The sequence below is a fragment of the Pantoea sp. X-Soil-ISGK-275 genome (genome assembly GCF_059730795.1).
The window spans coordinates 2,054,413-2,072,425 of record NZ_AP035976.1; the positions used below are offsets into that span (position 1 = coordinate 2,054,413).

The following is an 18,013-nucleotide window of genomic DNA, read 5'->3' on the forward strand; positions in this document are numbered from 1 at the left end:
ATGACGTACCTGTTTAACCAACCATCAGCCTTTGCCGCTGAGCTCATCGAAGGCTTTGTCGCCGCCAATGCCGATAAAGTCCGTCAGGTCGCCGGAGGCGTGGTGCGCAGCACCCGCAGCCAGCCGAATACGGTGGCGGTGATCGTGGGCGGCGGGTCCGGTCACTATCCGGCGTTCGCCGGGTTGGTTGGACAAGGTCTGGCGCACGGCGCGGCGATGGGCAACTTATTCGCGTCGCCGTCGGCGCAGCAGATCTACAACGTGGCACGTGCGGCCCATAACGGCGCGGGCGTATTGCTGATGTTCGGTAACTACGCTGGCGATGTGCTGCACTTCGGCCAGGCCTGCGAGCGTCTGCGCGCGGAAGGCATCGCTTGTGACGTGCTGGCGGTGACTGACGATATCTCCAGCGCGAGTAAAGATGAGCTGGAGAAGCGTCGCGGTGTGGCAGGCGATCTCTGCGTGTTCAAAGCCGCCTGCGCCGCAGCTGAAGCGGGTCACGATTTATCACAGGTGTTGCAGCTGGCACAACACGCGAATAACCGCACGCGTACTTTTGGCGTGGCGTTTTCCGGTTGCAGCTTGCCGGGTGCTTCGCATCCGCTGTTCGAAGTGGAAAAAGGTCGCATGGCACTGGGACTCGGCATTCACGGCGAGCCGGGGATCAAAGAGACCGACATGCCGAGCGCGGATGAGCTGGCCGAGATCTTCGTGGAGCGTTTGCTCAAGGAACTGCCAGCCGATATCCCGCAGGCCGAAGGTCAGCGCGTGGCGGTGATCCTTAACGGGCTGGGCTCGGTGAAATATGAAGAGCTGTTTGTCGTCTATCGTCGCGTCGCGCAACTGCTGGAGGCGGCTAAGCTGCAGGTGGTTGAGCCGGACGTCGGTGAGTTTGTCACCAGCTTTAATATGGCCGGTGCGTCACTGACGCTGATGTGGCTGGACGATCAGCTGGAAACCTTGTGGCGCGCACCAACCAACACGCCCGCTTACCGTAAAGGCAGCGTATTGGTGGCCGAGCCGTTAAGCGCCGCAGAGCTGGTTGAAAGCACGGAAGAAGCCTTGCCAGCAGCAACAGCGGAATCGCAAGAGAGCGCGAAACGCGTGCTGCAATTGCTCGAAGCAGTAGCAGAAATGTTACAGCGTAACGCTGAGCGTCTTGGTGATATTGATGCGGTGGCCGGTGACGGCGACCACGGTATCGGCATGGAGCGCGGCGTGCTGGGCGCGGTTGAGAAAGCGCGTGAAGTCGCGGCGCGTGGTGCCGGTGCGGGTAGCTTGCTGTGCCGCGCGGCGGATGCGTGGGCCGATAAAGCCGGTGGCACCTCGGGCGCGTTGTGGGGCGTGGCGCTTACCGCGTTGGGTACCGCGCTTGGCGATCGTCAGACGCCAGATGCGCAGCGCGTGGCCACCGGCGTACGTGAAGCGAAAGAGGGCATCATGCACTTTGGTAAAGCGCGCGTCGGCGATAAAACCATGGTTGATGTGCTGGTGCCGTTTAGCGACAGCCTGAACGAGGCCGTTGAAGCTGGCGCGTCGTTAACCGATGCCTGGCTGCAGGCGGCGCAGGTGGCCGATAAAGCTGCGCAGGACACCGCACAGCTGGTACCAAAAATGGGGCGCGCGCGTCCGCTGGCAGAAAAAAGTGTTGGTACGCCGGATGCGGGAGCGATTTCGCTGGCACTGATCGTCAATACCGTCGGCGATCTGCTAAAAGAACACAGTGCCTCTGAACAAGGAGCTTGAAGCATGTCTCAGCCAAAAATCTGGCTCGGCGTCAGTTTGAAAATGTACTTCGGCTATCAGCAAACTTTGCAATGGTGTCGCGATGTGGCGACGTTAGCCGAACATGCAGCTGTGAAAAACGGCGACGTCGGTCTGTTTGTATTACCGGCTTATCCCGCAATTCCCGCGGTTGCATCGATCTTTGCTAATACACCGGTGCGCTTCGGCGGTCAGGATGTTTGTCAGGCCGAGAACGGTGCCTGGACCGGTGAAGTTAGCGCCAGCATGTTACAGGAGTTGGGCTGCTCGCTGGCCGAAATTGGTCACGCTGAGCGCCGTCGTCATTTCCACGAAGATAAAGTGCAAATTGCCGCCAAAGTGGCGATATCGCTGCGTCACGGCATCACGCCGGTGCTGTGCATCGGTGAAGAAGTGCAGGCAGAACCGCAGCAGGCGATCGCACTGTGCCAGCAGCAGTTGGCCGAAGCGTTGGCCGAGTCGGCGCAGCAGGGATTAAAGGGCGAAGTGTTCTTTGCCTACGAACCGCAGTGGGCGATTGGTGCGCCGCAACCGGCACCGGACAGCTACATCCGCGCGGTGTGCGCCGGTTTGCAGCAGCTCACCACGCCGCCGGGCATCACCCTGAAAATCATTTACGGCGGCAGCGCGGGTCCGGGACTGATTCAGCGCCTTGGCGGGGATGTAAATGGCCTGTTCCTGGGTCGCTTTGCCCACGATCCCAACGCGTTGGCAAAAATTATTGATGAAGCCAGTGAGCTGGCTCAGGAGCTCGGTTGATGAGCCGTATCGGACTCAGTACCTACGCCTTTTTCTGGCGCATGTCGTCGAAAGTTGCAAACCCGCTGACGCTGGAGAAGATGCTGCAACAAACCGCCGATCTCGATGTCTCGGTGTTTCAAATCTGCGACTACCCTGCGATTGAAAGCTGGTCTGACGCACAACTGTTAACGCTGCGTCAGCAGGCCGATGCACTCGGCATCACGCTGGAACTCGGCACGCGCGGCCTTGGTACAGAGCATCTGCGTCGTTATCTGCATATGGCGGAAATCCTCGATGCGCGCGTCATACGTTCGATGTTCTACACCGCCGATCACCGTCCGTCGCTCGACGAAGCTGCCGCGCTGATTGGCGCGGTGTTGCCGGATTTTGCCCGCCAGCAGGTGCGTCTCTGTCTGGAGACATACGAGCAGGTGAACAGCGGCGCGATGATGTCGGTGATCAACAAGTTCCTGTCGCCGTGGCTCGGCGTGTGTCTCGATCCCGCCAACTGTGTCGCTGGACTCGAATTGCCAGAGCAGGTAATTGCCAACACCGCCGCGCGCGTCGGCAATCTGCACATCAAAGACTTTGCCTTCACGCGTCGTGATGGCTGGGTCGGCTTTACCTTTGCTGGCTGCCCGATGGGCGAAGGCTTGCTGGATTACGACCGGATGATCGCCAGCGTGCGCCCGGTGGATAAAGGCATTAACCAAATCGTCGAACATTGGTTGCCGTGGCAGGACGATGCCGCGCTGACCTGCGAGCGAGAAGCCGAATGGACTCGCCGCACCGTTGAATTCTTACGTAGTAAACAAGATCAGGAGTAACAACATGAGCGTGCAACTGAAAACCATCACCGTGATTGGCGCGGGCGGCAAAATGGGTATGCGTATTTCTGCCAACTTCCAGAAAAGCGATTACCAGGTGTTTTACTGTGAGAACTCACCCAAGGCACAAGAGCAGGTGAGCGCGCAGGGGCGCGAACTCTCTGATGCGGCCTCCGTGGTGCCATTGAGCGACGTGGTGATTCTGGCGGTGCCGGATATTGTGCTGGGCAAAGTCTCTGAAGGCGTGGTGCCACAGATGAAACCGGGCGCGATTCTGCTGACGCTGGATCCGGCGGCGGCCTACGCCAATCTGATCGCCCATCGCGATGGCATTGAATACGCGGTGGCGCATCCTTGCCATCCATCGGTATTCCTGGAGCGTTACACCAAGGAAGAACATGCTGATGCCTTCGGCGGTATCGCGGCGGTTCAGCACGTGGCGGCGTCATATGAAACCGGCTCTGATGAGCAGAAAGCCGAGCTGAGCAAGGTGATCAGCGTGATGTACGGGCCGGTGGAGCAAGTGCATTGGGTAACCGTGACGCAGCTGGCGTATCTGGAACCCACGCTGGTGGAAACCGTGGCCTGCATGGTCGGCGCGTTTATGAAAGAAGCGCTGGACGAAACCGTGAAACACAGCGGCGTGCCGGAAGAAGCGGCCAAAGCGATGTTGTACGGCCATATTCAAATCGCGCTGGCCGTGGCGTTCCGCGCCACCAACCCGTTCTCGGATGCCTGCATGATCGCCATGGAATACGGCCGTGAGAAGATTGTGAAACCGGACTGGAAGCAGATCTTCGATCAGAAAGAGCTGGATATCGTGATTGCCCGTATGCTGAAAATCGACGCCATCAAGCGCTAAGCGTGATGCTCGATCGACTCGCGGCGCTGTGGTCTGGCGAAGCGAGTCGTATCAATGATATAACTCCTTCCCAAAGTCAGATCTTGCCCCATTTTGTAGGGTCGCCATTTATGGTGACCAGGTGCGCATGAATGCGCACCCTACATGGAGTGGTCACAACTTCTTCAAATAACACCAAAAAGACAGGTTACGGATGGAAAAAAACACGCTTTCTCAGGACTCCGAGCTGCTGACGGAAATAGCTGTCGCCTATTATCAGGACGAAATCACCCAGGAGGAGATTGCGCGTAAGTTTGGTATTTCCCGTATTAAAGTCGGCCGACTGCTCAAACGCGCACGCGAAGAGGGCATCGTCGAAATCAACGTGCGTTACCATCCCGTCTTCAGCACCCGCCTCGAGCAACAGCTGCAAAATCGCTTCCCACAACTGCAACGTGCGCTGATAGCGCTCGATCAGCCCGATCAGGAAGAGCAGCGACGTCAGGTTGCCGCGCTGGTGTCGTCACATTTAGCGCAGTCGCTGAAAGACGACGCCATTGTCGCCGTTGGGCAAGGGCGCAACGTTGCCGCTGTCGCCGATTATCCAGGCCAGGTGCCGACGCGTAACTGCCTGTTCATTAGCGGCATTGGCGGCACGCATCGTCCAGGCGATGCCATCAATGCTGACCATATCAGCCGTCGTCTGGCCAAGAAGTTTGGCGGCATCAGCGAAACGTTGTATGCGCCTGCCTATGTTGAGAACCGAGCGCTGCGCGACGCTTTTATGCAAAACGGCACCATCAAAGAGACGCTGGACCGCGCGCGCAAAGCGGATGTGGCGCTGGTGGGCATCGGTGACATGAATGAAAACAGCTATATGGTGAAGCTCGGCTGGTTCACGCCGCACGAAATCATCGACGCCAGCGTTAATCAGGGCGTAACGGGCGATGTCGCCGGCTATGACTTCTTCAATTCGCAGGGCCAACACGTAGATACCGTGATGAACGATCGCGTGATTGGGCTGAGCATCGATGAGCTGCGCAAAATCCCCTGTGTGATCGCCATTGCCTCGGAAAATACCAAAGCGATGGCGATCCTCGGCGCACTGCGTACTGGCGCGATCGATATCATTGCCACCACCGCGCAGAACATTCGCACCATATTAAGTTTGTCGCAGGAAAAGGTGTAGTTAAACGGCCAACCCTTTGTAGGGTCGCCATTTATGGTGACCGAAAGACGCTTAACTAACGAGCATTCCGCGATAAAGTTTACCGTTTTACGATTCAACGGCGTTCATCGCCGTTAATACGGAATATTTTAAACTCAATGAACAGCCTTATTACGCAACGCGCAGTGCCATAACCGAACGGTCTTGTTCGTGCTATGTTCAGGATATATCCTGTATTTTTCCTTGTTGAGAATCCCTGCCAGATGACTAATGCGCGCTTGCTCTCGGTTGAAAACCTCTCGCTGCACACTCACGATCAGCGCTTGCTGGTGGATAACGTCTCTTTTGATCTTGATCGCAAGGAAATCCTGGCGTTAGTCGGCGAGTCGGGCTCAGGTAAAACCTTAACGTCGCTGGCGCTGATGAACTTGCTGCCCACGGGCGTGCAGCAGAGTGGTGGCCGCGTGGTGTTTAATGGCGAACCGCTGGATGCGCGCAAAACCCAGCAATTACGCGGCTGCCGCATCGCTACCGTGTTTCAGGAACCAATGACCAGCATGAATCCCACGCTGCGTATTGGTGAGCAGATTGCCGAAGTGCTGGTGCGGCATCGTCAGTTCAGCTGGAAACAGGCGCAGCAGGAAGCGATTGCGCTGCTGGATCGCGTTGGCATCGTCAATCCTGCACAGCGCGCGCGGCAGTATATTCATCAGCTGTCGGGCGGCATGCGGCAACGTGTGATGATCGCCAGCGCCATTAGCGGTCAGCCGGAATTATTGATTGCCGATGAGCCAACTACCGCGCTGGACGTCACCATTCAGGCGCAGATTCTGGCGCTGCTGCAGGAACTGCAACAAGAGATGGGCATGGGGATCTTATTGATCACCCACGATCTCTCGGTGGTGGCGCGCTACGCCGATCGCGTCTGCGTGATGCAGCAAGGGCAATTGGTTGAACAGGGCGCGGTGCTGAGCACGCTCGGCGCGCCAACACATCCTTACACACGCAAATTGATTGCCGCTTCAGCGACGCAAATCCCTGAGGCAATTGCGCCGGTTGATCAGCCGCCGCTGCTGGTGCTGCGTGACATCAGTAAAAGCTATCCGCTGCCGCGCCGCATGCCGCTGTGGCCTGCCAAACGGCAAACCGTTTTGCATCCGGCCAATCTGTCGATTGCGCAGGGCGAGATCGTCGGGCTGATTGGCGAATCTGGCTCCGGCAAAACCACTTTGGGCAGCGCGGCGATTGGCCTGATTACAGCGGATGGCGGCGAGGTGCATTTTCAGGGGCAGCATCTGCAAGGGCGTCAGCTTAATACGTTACGTCGTCACGCGCAGATCATTTTTCAGGACCCTTACGCCAGTTTGAATCCCAAAATTCCAGTCGGTGAGCAGATCGCTGAACCACTTCGCGTCTGGCAGCTGCGCAAAGGCGCGGCGGTGGATGAACGGGTTAAAGAGCTGCTGGCGTTGGTGGGATTGAAGGCCGAGCATGCCGGGCGTCTGCCGGGCGCGTTTTCCGGCGGTCAGCGTCAGCGTATCGCCATTGCGCGCGCGCTGGCGATGGAGCCGAAGTTGCTGGTGGCGGATGAAGCGGTGGCGGCGCTGGATTTATCGGTGCGCGGGCAGATTCTGGCGCTGTTTAATGATTTACGCCACAAGCTGGGATTATCGGTGCTGTTTATCAGCCACGATCTCAGCGCGGTGCGTCAGTTGTGCGATCGCGTGGTGGTGATGTATCACGGCAAGATTGTGGAGTCCGGCGCGACCGCCAGCGTGATTAATCATCCGCAGGACAATTACACGCGCCAACTGCTCGCCGCTGCGCCGGACGTTCAGCAGGCGCTGGCGCTGCGATCAGCTGCCGTGTAACAGCGGCAGTTCGTGATGTTCAGCCCATTCGTGCCAGGAACCGACATACACCGAAACATGGGGATAGCCCGCCAGCTTTAACGCCGCCAACACCGTGGCGGCGCGGGCACCGCGATGGCAATAAACCTGCAACTTCGCGTCTTTACTCAATCCTGCCGCCTCGGCGCGTGCGGCAATCTGCTGCGCTGCTAAGAAATGGCCGTTGGCAATGACATCCTCCCAAAATAGCAGCTGAGAGTGCGGAATCCGTCCGGCGCGGGGGCAGCAGGCATGCGCAAAGCTGCCGTCAAACTCGCTGGGACGACGTGCATCCACGTTGACCACATTCACTCCATCTGCTGCTAATACCTGTTCCCGGCTGCACACCAGCTCGCGATTCCACGCTGGAGCGTGGGCTGCGGGTGGATGCGCCACCGTGCGGCTTAATCCCAATCCCGGACTGAGTTCATTGCCTGCTGCAATCCACGCCTCCACGCCGCCATCCAGAATCAGGGCATCATCACGCTTCAGCAGCCAGGCGAACCAGGCCCCACGCGGCGAACGCATGCCAACCTGCTGTTCGAAAAACACCGGCGTGGCGTTGGGATAGGCGGTAAACATCGGTTGCAGCGCGGTGGCGGCTTCTGCAGCCATCACCGCTAAACCTGCCTCGCTGCAATCCTCAATAAAATAGTCGTAGACGTTACAGTGCTGTGCGCCGGGCAAGGTGGCGCGTTGCCAGTCGGCGAACTCGCGCACGTCGATCAGCAGAAACGCTTCGCCTTTTGCCTGGCGCTGATGCAGAGATAGCACATCAATGATCATGCAGAACTCCTGAAAACAGCGACTGCAACGAACCGAGTTCGTCATGCTCAGCGGCCTGCAACACGCGGGCGGCGAGGGCGATATCAAACACGTTGAGGCCAAACGAGGAGAAATAGACGCTGTCATCGGGCTGTGGGCGCCAGTTATCCAGCAGCAGCGCGGCGAGATCGGCCGCCACATCCTGCTCACGAAACTCACCGGCGCGGAACATCTGGAACAGGCTTTTGGCGCTGCGCTGGGCAAAATCGCCCCATGCATCGACCACCACCTTGCTGCTGGCTTTGATGGCGGCGAAACTGACTTCGTGATAGCCGACCTGCACAATGATCCTGCCAGGCTGGATCGCTTCGGCATCAATAATCGGCTGATCGGCGCTGGTGCAGGTCAGCACCGCGTCATAAGGCTGCGCCAGAGCGAGCTGCAAATCAGTTTCTATCTGCACTTCGCGCAACGCATTGAGTTTAAAAGGCGAGCGATTCCACACGCCAATCTGTTCCAACTGCGGAAACAGCTGCTGCAACATGCGCAGATGCGCCTGAGCATGCAAACCGGCACCAAGCAGCAGCACGCGTTTCACCGGACGCGGCGCGGCCAGTTGAAGCGCCAGCGCGCTCACCGCCGCGGTGCGCGCAGCGGTTAATGCGCCGCTGGCCAGCAAACCACGCGGAATACCGCTTTGCGCATCGTTAATCAGGGTTAAGGCTAAGGCGGCAGGCAACGCATCGGGTCGCTGTGGACGATGCGCCGTCCACTTTACGCCCGCAGCGTTGTAGCTGCCGCCAACGCGCGCCGGTAAGGCATAAGCTTTACCGAGCGGCGTACCGAGGTCGATGTGATTTTCAGCGGGCATCTGCGCCTCGCCGAGACGCATCAGGCGAATCACCGCTTTGACGTCTTCCAGCGCCAGAGCGACATCTCCGCCGCCTAATTGCGCGACGGTGGCTTCATCCAGTACACGCAATAACGCTTCCATTACTGCTCCAGCAGGCGATCGGCAAAGGGATAGAGCGCCGGAGAACCGCCACAATGCACAAAGGTGACGCGCGATCCTTGCGGAATGCGCCCTTGTTCGACCAGCGAGAACAGGCCGTGCATCGCTTTGCCGGTGTAAACCGGATCCAGCAGCACGCCTTCCAACTGGGCGAGTTGGTAGATGGCGGCAATGCCGCCGTCCGATGGTACGCCGTACGCCTGACCGACATAACCATCTTCAATCCAGATATCCTCCGGCTGCCACTGCTGCGGCCATTGCAGCAGATCGGCACAATCCTGCGCCATGCCGGCAATGCGCGGCTGGAACCAGTCGGCTTTGGCGCTAACGCTCACGCCAATCACCCTGGTATCGGGCCAATAGCGGCGCGTACCCACATGCAATCCCGCTAGCGTGCCGCCGGAACCGGTGGGCGCGACGATGAAGTCGGGCGCGGGCGTCTGGCTGGGTGCCAGCTGCGCCGCCATCTCTTCCACGGCCCGCACATAGCCCAATGCGCCGAGTGGCGTTGCGCCACCCAGCGGAATAATCATCGGGGTTTCACCTTGCGCGACAGCCGCATCAGCATGCGCCTGCATCGCCCCTTCAATCTGCGTGAAATAGCCGTCGGGATCGAGGAACTGCACCTCGGCCCCGAACAGCTTGTCCAGCAACAGATTGCCCTGCCAGCTTGCGGGCGGATTGCCCCGCAGCACCAGCACCGGACGCATACCAAACTTGCGTGCGGCGGCGGCCACCATGCGGGCGTGGTTCGACTGATGCCCGCCGGTGGTGATCACCACATTCACACCTGTTTTGCAGGCCTCCGCCATCAGATACTCCAGCTTGCGGACTTTATTGCCGCCGCCGCCGAAGCCACTGTAGTCATCACGTTTGATCGTCAGCGTAATCCCAAGTGCCTCACTGAGCCGCGGCAGCGGCTCGTGAGGCGTGGGGAAGAAGCCGAGCGGAACGCGTTCAAACTCTTCAACTGATTTCATTATGTGTTACCTATATTTTTATGTACTGCGGTGTTTCCCTGGTGTGGCGCGACCCGGCCAATGGCCGAATCATTGAATGCGTTGAGCCATAAGCTCATGGATTGCTGGAAGCGTTCGAGTCCCGCCAGCGTGACAAACTCATTGACGGCGTGGGCGTTGCCGCCGTGGCCTAATCCGCCAATCAGAAAGGCGGGGGCGACGGCCGCGAAAGCGTAGGCGGGTGCACAGCCCGGTGCCCACGGCCAGATTTGCGGTGCCGCGCCCAGCGTTTGATAGCTGGCGATCAAGGCATCGACGCCGCTGGCGCTGCGGCTAAAGCGCACGCCGGGATAGCGATCGAACAGTTGCAGCTCGCTGCCGGCTAAATCGGCTTGCGCCAGGCGCTGCTGCGCGGCTTCAATTATCGCGTCCTGATCGAAACCCGGCGGAATGCGAAACGCCAGTTCCGCGCTGGCTCGGAACGGGATGACGCCGCGTCCGCCCGGCGGATCGCTGTGCAGTTCGGCCAGCGTTAAAACCGCGCTGCCGAGCAGCGTTTGCAGGCAGCTCAGCGTGTCGCCCTCAATCATCAGGCGCTGGCTGCGACGGAACTGCAGTTCATCATTAATGCTGAATTCGGCGGCTAAGGTCGCCAATAACTGATTCGCCTCATCGTCCGTGGCATTACACGCCAGCACGCCGCTGTGTTCGGCTGGCGTGATGGCATTCAGTGCTTGCACTAAGCGCCATGCCGGATTGGCGATCCAACCGGCGTTGCTGGCATGAATCGCGGAGGAAGGTCCGCCCCATGCGCCGCCGCTGACGCTCAGGCGTCCGCTGGCCAGTCCGGTAAAGCCGAGATAGACGCGCGGTGCGCCGCCTCCGTATTCACACAGTGAGGGGAACAGCACCGCTTCAGCGGGCGCGATCGGGCAAGGCTGCTGCGCCAGATAACGTCGCAGTGCGCCGCTGCCGATTTCCTCTTCGCCTTCGAGCAGGATTTCAATATTGAAATCGAGCTGCTGGTTCTGCTGCAGTTCGCGCAGCAGGACCAGCAGGGCGGCGACTGGGCCTTTATTGTTCTCTGCGCCGCGTCCGACAAAGACCGCGCCGAGATCGTCCCAGTGACACACGCCACCGACAAACGGCGGCACATCCCAACCGGCATCATCCGCAGGCATCACGTCATACATGTTGTACAGCACCACGGTTTTGGCGCTGCCGTTATCAATGCGCACATGCACCAGCGGCGGAGAATTGTCGGTTTGCGCCGCCACCGGATAAATCACGCTGGCGTCGAGTTGCTCCACCATCCACTGTTCCAGCCAGGAAGCCAACCCGCGCTGCGAGGATAACTGACCGGCCACGCTCGGCCAGCGCGTCAGTTCACTCAGCAGTTCAAGCGTGGCATCAAGGCGACTCATAAACGAATCCTCGGGTTCAGCACCAGATAGAGCAGGTCGATCAGCAAATTGATCGCCACAAACACCACCGCAGCGAGCAACACAATCGCCTGCACCAGCGGGAAGTCGCGGTTTTGAATCGCCTGAATCGCCAGACGACCAATGCCCGGCCAGGCAAAAATAATCTCTGTTACCAATGCGCCGCCGAGCAGCGAGGCGAAATACATGCCCTGCACGGTGATCACCGGAATCAGTGCGTTACGCAAACCGTGGCGTACCACGATGCGCCAGGCGCTGAGCCCTTTGGCGCGCGCGGTACGGATATAATCCTGTTGCAGCACATCCAGCAGGCTGGCGCGCGTCAAGCGTGCTACGGCGCTCATGTAAAACGCACCAAGGCTGAGTGCGGGCATCACCAACGCGGCGAAAGTGCCGTAACCGCTGGAAGGCAGCCACTGTAACTTCAGGCTAAACAGCAAAATCAGCAGCAGCCCCAGCCAGAACACCGGAATCGCCTGGCCGGAGAAGGCCAGCAGGCGGCACAGCAAATCCCACATGCTGTGCGGTCGCAGGGCGCTGATAATGCCCAGCAGCAGACCAAGCAGCGAACTCCACGCCAGCGCACTCACCGCCAGCAGCGCCGTGGCGGGCAAGCGCTCGGCAATCAGCGCCAACACCGGCTGGCTGTAGCGCAATGATTCACCAAAATCGCCGTGCAGCACACCGCCAAGATAGTGGCTGTATTGCCACAGCAGCGGACGATCAAAGCCCATGCTGTGACGGAACGTATCAATCTCCTGCTGGCTGGAGCCGGGCGGCATCATCAGCGCCGCCGGATCGCCCGTCATGTGCAGGCTGAAGAAAATCAGCAGCGACACGCCAAGCAGCACTAATACCGACTGGCCAAGGCGATTGAGCAGAATGTTCAGCATCTTAATCCAGCCTTGTGTGCGTGCGACGTAACAGCGCATCGCCGAGCAGGTTGCAGCCAATCACCAGTGCCGCAATCACTAATCCGGGATAGAGCACCAGCCATTGCGACAGCAGCATGAAAGAGCGGCCTTCGCCAATTAAGTTGCCCAGCGTCGGCGTGGGCGGCTGAATGCCCATGCCGAGAAAACCCACTGAGGCTTCGAGCACGATCAAGCGTGGGATATCCAGCGTCAGCAGCACCACCAGTGGCGTCAGCAGATTGGGCAGGATATGCCGCAGCAGCACGCGCAGCGGCGAAAAGCCCATGGCGCGCACCGCCTGAATGTATTCCAGTTCACGAATTTCTAAGGTTTTGGCACGCGCCACGCGGGCATAAATCGCCCAACTGGTGCAGCCCATAATCACAATGATGTTGGTGAGTGATGCGCCCATCAGCGCAATCACCAGCAAAATCAATAGAATAAACGGTACCGCCAGCTGGATGTCGATCAGGCGCATGATCAGCGCATCAACCCAACCGCCGGCATAACCGGCAATCATGCCGAGCGCGACGCCAATCACCGCGCCAATCGCCGCCGCCACTAATACCACCAGCAGCGACAAGCGCGTGCCGGAGAGAATACGCGCCAGCAGATCGCGGCCCAGTTGATCGGTACCAAGCCAATGCGTGGTTTGCGCGCCGGGTGAACCCGGCGGCAGAAACATCTCGCTGAGGTTGTTACTTAAGGCATCGGGCAACGGCAGCCATGGAGAGAGCAGCGCTGCGGCAATCACCACGATCAGCAAAAGGCTGCCGATCACCGCATCGCCGTAAATCAGGCGGCGCGGACGGCGCTGCAGCACGGCGCCCGGTGAAATCATTTCAGCCTCAAATCAAACAGCGGGATGCGGGCATCGACGCGGCCTTTGAAGTTGAGCGAGGTGCTGTGCGCATACAAGGTATCTTCACGATACAGCGGCAGCAGCGGCTGTTGTTCAGCGACGCGTTGCTGAATCTGCTCTAACACCTTTTTACGCGCAACCGGATCAACTATCTCGCGGCTTTGGTCGAGCAGCTTATCCAGCTCCGCATCATGCACGGTGGAATAGGGCTCGCCGCTGCGCAGGATGGGGAACAGCGCGGCATCGGCATCCAGCGTTTGGGTTGAGCCCCACGCCAGCATATACATCGGCGCCTGTTTCTGTGATGCGACCTGCTGGGTATACACCGACCATTCCGGTACTTCCAGCTCGGCTTTTACGCCAATTGCGGCTAAATCCTGCACGATGGCTTGTGCTACATCGGCGCTGGCAATGTAGCGGCGCGGTGCCTGGAAGCGCAGGGTAAAGCCGTTAGCGTAACCGGCTTCAGCCAGCAGCGACTTGGCTTTCGCCACATCCTGCGCGGTAGCCGGAACCGCCAGATAACCAAAGTCATTGGCTCCGGCCATGGTGCCGGTTGGTGTGCCGAAACCGTGCAGCAGCTGTTGGGTATACGCTTGGCGATTCAACGCCAGCGAAAGCGCCTGACGTACCCGCACATCACTCAGCGGTTTCTCATCATCTTTAAGGCCGAGGTAAATCGTTAACCCGCCGCCTTTCACCTGTTCCAGCTCGACGTTGGGGCGATTTTTCAATGCGGGCACTAAATCGGCGGGCACACTTTCAATCAGCTGCACTTCGCCGGTCAGCAGCGCGGTAAGGCGCGCGGTGGCTTCGGGAATGGGACGCCAGGTGACGCGATCAATCGCCGGTTTGCCGCGCCAGTAAGTTTCATTGGCGACCATCACCACTTTTTCGTCCGGGATAAAGCTATCCAGCTTGTAAGCGCCGCTGCCCACTGGCTTGCGTGCAAACTCGCTGGCACCGACTTTCTTCACGTATGCGGGTGGCACAATGTAAGCCGGATAGCGACTCATGCGCGTTGGCAGCAGAGGATCCGGGCCGTTGGTGTGGATCTGCACCTGATAATCGTTGATCACCTCCACCGATTTGATGGTGCGGATATAGGAAATCGTCGGCGCGTGATTGGCGGGGTCTAAAATACGATCGATGGAGAATTTTACCGCTTCGGCGTTCACCGGCTCGCCATCGGTAAATTTCACGCCCTGGCGCAGGGTAAATTGCCAGGTGGTTTCGTTAATCGCTTTCCACTCAGTGGCTAAGCCCGGCTGCAATGACATGTCATCGGCGCGGCGCACTAAGGTATCGAAGATGTTATCTACCAGCGTGGCAGATTCTTTAAGAAAGCCGGGATCCATCGCCGTGGCAGACGTGGGTTGGCCAATGGTCAGTTCTGCCGCCTGTACAGCAGGCATCAGAGCAAATAGCAACGCGGTAGTGACAAACTTCACTGCAGGTAGTCTCATAACGTTTTCCAAAAATTGCCAGGGCAAGGTAGTGAAAAGAGTGGCTGCGGCCAGAATCAAGACTGTGCTTATTTGTAATACATGATATATCCTATAATCTGGCCAGTTGGCAATAAAACATTAAAAATAACTTACCATTTGCGGATTTCGGTAAAGGGCCCACAAAAAATGATCGAAATGGATAAAGCGCAGCGCATAAGTTTGACCGCGCAGGTGGAATCGTCACTGCGCAGCGCGCTGATTGTTGGCAAGTTAAAACCTGGCGCACGGCTGGTGACGCGCGATCTGGCGGCACAATTGGGTACCAGCATTACGCCAGTGCGTGAAGCGTTGTTGCGTCTGGTTTCTGCCGGCGCGCTGGATGCCACGCCCGCCGCCGCCTTTTTGGTGCCGGAAATGTCACTGCAGCGCTTCGAGGAAATCACGCTAATCCGTAAGCAGCTTGAAGGTTTAGCGGTGAGGACGGCGACGCCCTTTGTGGGGAAAAAACAGCTTTCCGAGCTGAAAAAACTCTGCGTCAGCTTTATGCAGGCCAAGTTAAGCGGCGATGCAGCCTTGGCGCTCGAAGCCAATCGCGCGTTTCGTTTTACGCTGTATGGCTATGCGCAAATGCCCACGCTCGGAGCGCTGATTGAACAGCTTTGGGTGCAGATCGGTCCGTGCTTTAACTATCTCTATCCGCAGCCGGCCGAGGTGGTGAATGGGCATCACAATTATGATCATCTGCTGGAAGCGTTGCAGGCGGGTGATGGCGTCACCAGTGAGAAGATTTTGATGAAAGCGATTGATGATGGGGCGGCGATTCTGAAGCAGCATTATTTTGATCAGTGATGCGCGTAGGGTCGCCATTTATGGTGACCGCCAATGTCTCCCTTTAACCGCCCGGTCACCGCAGTGACATAAATTCTTCATTTCCTTCCGCTAGCTTACCGCCATTCTGATTTCTGGATTGCGGATGCATGAGCCACCTTTCGCTTCATCACATCACTAAAGCCTGGGGCGAGAAAATCGCCCTGGACGACATCAGCTTCGACGCGGCAGAAGGCGCGTTTGTCGCGCTGCTCGGTCCATCGGGCTGCGGTAAATCGACGCTGCTACGCACTATCGCCGGACTGGAAACGGCCGATCGCGGGGCGATCCACTTTAAACACGCCGACATCACCCATCTGCCGCCGTCGCAGCGCAAGCTATCGATGGTATTTCAGTCCTACGCGCTGTTTCCGCACCTTAACGTGCAAGAAAACCTGCTGTTTGGTTTGAAAGCGCGCGGTGAGGAGAAGCAGACATTTGCTGCACGCCTGGATAACGTCAGTAAGCTGATGGAGCTGGATAAGCTGTTGGATCGTCTGCCGTCGCAGCTCTCTGGCGGACAGCAGCAGCGCGTGGCGCTGGGCCGTGCGGTGATCGCCAATAACACGCTTTGCCTGATGGATGAACCACTGTCGAACCTCGATGCCAAGCTGCGTCAGAGCATGCGACGTGAAATCCGTGCGCTACAGAAAAAACTCGGTCTTACCATGCTGTACGTGACGCACGATCAGACCGAAGCGATGAGCATGGCCGACAGTATTATCCTGCTCAACGAGGGTCACATAGAACAGCACGGCACGCCAGACGATCTCTATAACAATCCCGCCAGCGTCTTTGCCGCGCAGTTCATTGGCGCACCGCCGATGAATATCCTGCCGCTGCAGCGCAACGGCGCACATCACACCTTGATGCACCTCACCGCGCCGGTGGTGGAATACCACTATGCTGCGCTCAGCCTTGGATTGCGTGCCGAAGATATCCAGCTGATTGCCGCAGAACAGGCAGCGCTGACCGCGCGGGTGATCAGCTCCGAATATATGGGGGCAGATACCTTGCTGGTGTGCCAGCTTACCGGCATCAGCGAGCCGCTGACGGTCAAAGTGCCGGGCATGCAGCGCTTCACCGATGGCAGCGAAGTGGGATTGCAGTGGTCCGCCGCGCGGCAATATCTGTTTCATCGCGAGAGCGGCAAACGCTGCGCGCCAGCCGAACAACAAATGTTTGCCTCACAGAAAAAATACGCCGTTTAACCATTGTCATTTGCCCAAGGGAAAATCATGTCTGCGATTCGTTATTCACGTCTTTCTGCATTAGTCCTCGCCGTTACCACCTCAGCTTTTGCGGCTGAACCGGTCAAGCTGCAAATGTATTACCCGATCGCGGTGGGCGGCAAAGTGAGCCACACCGTGGATACGCTGGTGGCGGATTTCCAGAAAGTACATCCGGACGTGAGCATTCAGCCGGTGTATACCGGTGACTACGCCACCACCGTGACCAAAGCGCTGACCGCATTTCGCGGTGGCAACGCGCCGCAGTTGGCGGTGATCGGCGATATCGAAGCCTATTCTCTGATCGATGCCGGTGCGATTGTGGCGGCCAGCGATTTAGCACAGGGCGATGAAGGCAAAAAATGGATCGACGGTTTCTATCCGGCGTTTCTGCGCCACATTGACGGCAAAGTGTGGGGCGTACCGTTCCAGCGCTCAACCGTAGTGATGTACTGGAACAAACAGGCATTTGAGAAAGCCGGTTTGAACGCCGATACGCCACCGGCCAACTGGCAGCAAGTGGTCGAGTTCAGTAAGAAACTCACCATCAAAGATGCCAACGGCGTCAGCCAATGGGGCATCGAGATTCCGTCCACGCCAAACGGCTACTGGAACTTCCAGGGCTTGTCCGCCACCAACGGCGGTCGTCTGGATAACGGCAAAGGCACAGCGGTGCACTTCAACACGCCGGGCAATGTGGAAACGCTGCAGTGGCTGACCGATCTCGGCCAGAAAGAGGAAGTGTCGCCGAAGGGCGCGATTGCATGGGGTACCACGCCGCAGGACTTTATCAGCGGCAAAACCGCCATGATGGTGACCACCACCGGCAACCTGACCAACGTGCGTGATAACGCGAAATTCCCGTTCGGCGTAGCAATGCTGCCGGAGAAAACCCAGCGCGGCAGCCCAACCGGCGGCGGCAACCTGTATGTCTTCAAAAATGCCTCGCCAGAACAGCAGAAAGCGGCGATGGAGTTTATCCGTTGGGTAACCTCACCCGAGCAGGCGGCGCGCTGGAGTATCGCCACCGGTTATGTAGCGACCTCTCCGGCGGCATGGGATACCACGGTGATGAAGGATTACGTTAAAGAGGTTCCTCAGGCATTGGTGGCGCGTGAACAGCTGAAGTATGCGCAGCCAGAACTCTCGACTTACAACAGCGTGCAGATTCAGGATGCGCTCAATCACGCGGTAGAAGCGGCGGTAACGCAGGCGAAAACCCCAGCCGAAGCCCTGGAAGGTGCGCAGAAGCAAGCCGATCGTCTGCTGAAGTCATACCAATAAT

General features: G+C 58.5%; 16 protein-coding genes. 9 read left to right on the forward strand and 7 right to left on the reverse strand.

The annotated features are described in order from the left end of the window. The 6 genes from AC6I8A_RS09575 to AC6I8A_RS09600 all read left to right on the forward strand — a co-directional run bounded on the left by AC6I8A_RS09575 (window position 1) and on the right by AC6I8A_RS09600 (window position 7,212). Window positions 1-1,746, forward strand: coding sequence for a dihydroxyacetone kinase family protein (locus AC6I8A_RS09575; protein WP_497818380.1), 1,746 nt, complete (start codon window positions 1-3; stop codon window positions 1,744-1,746). A 3-nt stretch (window positions 1,747-1,749) separates the two neighbouring features. After that, window positions 1,750-2,523 carry a triose-phosphate isomerase family protein gene (locus tag AC6I8A_RS09580; RefSeq protein ID WP_497818381.1) on the forward strand — a complete coding sequence of 258 codons (774 nt, stop codon included), beginning with the start codon at window positions 1,750-1,752 and terminating at the stop codon, window positions 2,521-2,523. After that, window positions 2,523-3,332 carry a sugar phosphate isomerase/epimerase family protein gene (locus tag AC6I8A_RS09585; protein WP_497818382.1) on the forward strand — a complete coding sequence of 270 codons (810 nt, stop codon included), beginning with the start codon at window positions 2,523-2,525 and terminating at the stop codon, window positions 3,330-3,332. Before AC6I8A_RS09580 ends, AC6I8A_RS09585 begins: the two co-directional genes overlap by 1 nt. A 4-nt stretch (window positions 3,333-3,336) precedes the next feature. Then, complete coding sequence (locus tag AC6I8A_RS09590) at window positions 3,337-4,194, forward strand: phosphogluconate dehydrogenase C-terminal domain-containing protein (protein WP_265296762.1); 858 nt, start codon at window positions 3,337-3,339, stop codon at window positions 4,192-4,194. Window positions 4,195-4,387: 193 nt separating this feature from the next. Further along, complete coding sequence (locus AC6I8A_RS09595; protein ID WP_293796850.1) at window positions 4,388-5,362, forward strand: sugar-binding transcriptional regulator; 975 nt, start codon at window positions 4,388-4,390, stop codon at window positions 5,360-5,362. Window positions 5,363-5,604: 242 nt separating this feature from the next. Beyond that, entirely contained in the window at window positions 5,605-7,212 is a 1,608-nt protein-coding gene (locus tag AC6I8A_RS09600) for a dipeptide ABC transporter ATP-binding protein (RefSeq protein ID WP_479487034.1), read from the forward strand. On the opposite strand, the gene AC6I8A_RS09605 is transcribed toward AC6I8A_RS09600, so the two are convergent. The 7 genes from AC6I8A_RS09605 to AC6I8A_RS09635 are packed head-to-tail and all read right to left on the reverse strand — an operon-like array spanning window position 7,198 to window position 14,650. Next, window positions 7,198-8,016, reverse strand: a complete 819-nt coding sequence (locus AC6I8A_RS09605; RefSeq protein WP_497818383.1) for a sulfurtransferase — start codon at window positions 8,014-8,016, stop codon at window positions 7,198-7,200. The two genes, AC6I8A_RS09600 and AC6I8A_RS09605, sit on opposite strands and share 15 nt — an antisense overlap. After that, a complete protein-coding gene (locus tag AC6I8A_RS09610) occupies window positions 8,006-8,989 on the reverse strand; it encodes an ornithine cyclodeaminase (protein WP_436332852.1) in 984 nt (327 codons plus the stop codon). Before AC6I8A_RS09610 ends, AC6I8A_RS09605 begins: the two co-directional genes overlap by 11 nt. Beyond that, window positions 8,989-9,987, reverse strand: a complete 999-nt coding sequence (locus AC6I8A_RS09615) for a 1-aminocyclopropane-1-carboxylate deaminase/D-cysteine desulfhydrase (RefSeq protein ID WP_258145093.1) — start codon at window positions 9,985-9,987, stop codon at window positions 8,989-8,991. The genes AC6I8A_RS09610 and AC6I8A_RS09615 overlap by 1 nt, the downstream gene beginning before the upstream one ends. Continuing rightward, complete coding sequence (locus AC6I8A_RS09620; protein WP_497818384.1) at window positions 9,987-11,390, reverse strand: M20 family metallopeptidase; 1,404 nt, start codon at window positions 11,388-11,390, stop codon at window positions 9,987-9,989. Before AC6I8A_RS09620 ends, AC6I8A_RS09615 begins: the two co-directional genes overlap by 1 nt. Then, window positions 11,387-12,301, reverse strand: coding sequence for an ABC transporter permease (locus AC6I8A_RS09625; RefSeq protein ID WP_154193355.1), 915 nt, complete (start codon window positions 12,299-12,301; stop codon window positions 11,387-11,389). Before AC6I8A_RS09625 ends, AC6I8A_RS09620 begins: the two co-directional genes overlap by 4 nt. 1 nt (window position 12,302) lies before the next feature. After that, entirely contained in the window at window positions 12,303-13,163 is an 861-nt protein-coding gene (locus AC6I8A_RS09630) for an ABC transporter permease (protein ID WP_497818385.1), read from the reverse strand. Then, entirely contained in the window at window positions 13,160-14,650 is a 1,491-nt protein-coding gene (locus AC6I8A_RS09635) for an ABC transporter substrate-binding protein (protein WP_436332855.1), read from the reverse strand. The genes AC6I8A_RS09630 and AC6I8A_RS09635 overlap by 4 nt, the downstream gene beginning before the upstream one ends. Window positions 14,651-14,818: 168 nt before the next feature. Here AC6I8A_RS09635 and AC6I8A_RS09640 point away from each other — a divergent pair, with 168 nt between their 5' ends. The 3 genes from AC6I8A_RS09640 to AC6I8A_RS09650 all read left to right on the forward strand — a co-directional run bounded on the left by AC6I8A_RS09640 (window position 14,819) and on the right by AC6I8A_RS09650 (window position 18,012). Further along, on the forward strand, window positions 14,819-15,481 hold the full coding sequence (locus AC6I8A_RS09640) for a GntR family transcriptional regulator (protein WP_497818386.1): 663 nt from the start codon (window positions 14,819-14,821) through the stop codon (window positions 15,479-15,481). 128 nt (window positions 15,482-15,609) lie between these two features. Next, window positions 15,610-16,710 (forward strand): ABC transporter ATP-binding protein, encoded by a 1,101-nt coding sequence (locus AC6I8A_RS09645; protein WP_497818387.1) that lies wholly within the window; start codon window positions 15,610-15,612, stop codon window positions 16,708-16,710. Window positions 16,711-16,737: 27 nt separating this feature from the next. Beyond that, window positions 16,738-18,012, forward strand: coding sequence for an ABC transporter substrate-binding protein (locus AC6I8A_RS09650; RefSeq protein ID WP_265296752.1), 1,275 nt, complete (start codon window positions 16,738-16,740; stop codon window positions 18,010-18,012). The last annotated feature ends 1 nt before the right edge of the window (window position 18,013 follow it).

Bases quoted from the DNA above. Each gene is read 5' to 3' on its own strand.
- AC6I8A_RS09610 (WP_436332852.1), bottom strand. From the start codon at position 8,989: ATGGAAGCGTTATTGCGTGTACTGGATGAAGCCACCGTCGCGCAATTA.
- AC6I8A_RS09620 (WP_497818384.1), bottom strand. From the start codon at position 11,390: ATGAGTCGCCTTGATGCCACGCTTGAACTGCTGAGTGAACTGACGCGC.
- AC6I8A_RS09625 (WP_154193355.1), bottom strand. From the start codon at position 12,301: ATGCTGAACATTCTGCTCAATCGCCTTGGCCAGTCGGTATTAGTGCTG.
- AC6I8A_RS09580 (WP_497818381.1), top strand. From the start codon at position 1,750: ATGTCTCAGCCAAAAATCTGGCTCGGCGTCAGTTTGAAAATGTACTTC.
- AC6I8A_RS09640 (WP_497818386.1), top strand. From the start codon at position 14,819: ATGATCGAAATGGATAAAGCGCAGCGCATAAGTTTGACCGCGCAGGTG.
- AC6I8A_RS09590 (WP_265296762.1), top strand. From the start codon at position 3,337: ATGAGCGTGCAACTGAAAACCATCACCGTGATTGGCGCGGGCGGCAAA.
- AC6I8A_RS09605 (WP_497818383.1), bottom strand. From the start codon at position 8,016: ATGATCATTGATGTGCTATCTCTGCATCAGCGCCAGGCAAAAGGCGAA.
- AC6I8A_RS09650 (WP_265296752.1), top strand. From the start codon at position 16,738: ATGTCTGCGATTCGTTATTCACGTCTTTCTGCATTAGTCCTCGCCGTT.
- AC6I8A_RS09645 (WP_497818387.1), top strand. From the start codon at position 15,610: ATGAGCCACCTTTCGCTTCATCACATCACTAAAGCCTGGGGCGAGAAA.
- AC6I8A_RS09635 (WP_436332855.1), bottom strand. From the start codon at position 14,650: ATGAGACTACCTGCAGTGAAGTTTGTCACTACCGCGTTGCTATTTGCT.
- AC6I8A_RS09595 (WP_293796850.1), top strand. From the start codon at position 4,388: ATGGAAAAAAACACGCTTTCTCAGGACTCCGAGCTGCTGACGGAAATA.
- AC6I8A_RS09575 (WP_497818380.1), top strand. From the start codon at position 1: ATGACGTACCTGTTTAACCAACCATCAGCCTTTGCCGCTGAGCTCATC.
- AC6I8A_RS09630 (WP_497818385.1), bottom strand. From the start codon at position 13,163: ATGATTTCACCGGGCGCCGTGCTGCAGCGCCGTCCGCGCCGCCTGATT.
- AC6I8A_RS09600 (WP_479487034.1), top strand. From the start codon at position 5,605: ATGACTAATGCGCGCTTGCTCTCGGTTGAAAACCTCTCGCTGCACACT.
- AC6I8A_RS09585 (WP_497818382.1), top strand. From the start codon at position 2,523: ATGAGCCGTATCGGACTCAGTACCTACGCCTTTTTCTGGCGCATGTCG.
- AC6I8A_RS09615 (WP_258145093.1), bottom strand. From the start codon at position 9,987: ATGAAATCAGTTGAAGAGTTTGAACGCGTTCCGCTCGGCTTCTTCCCC.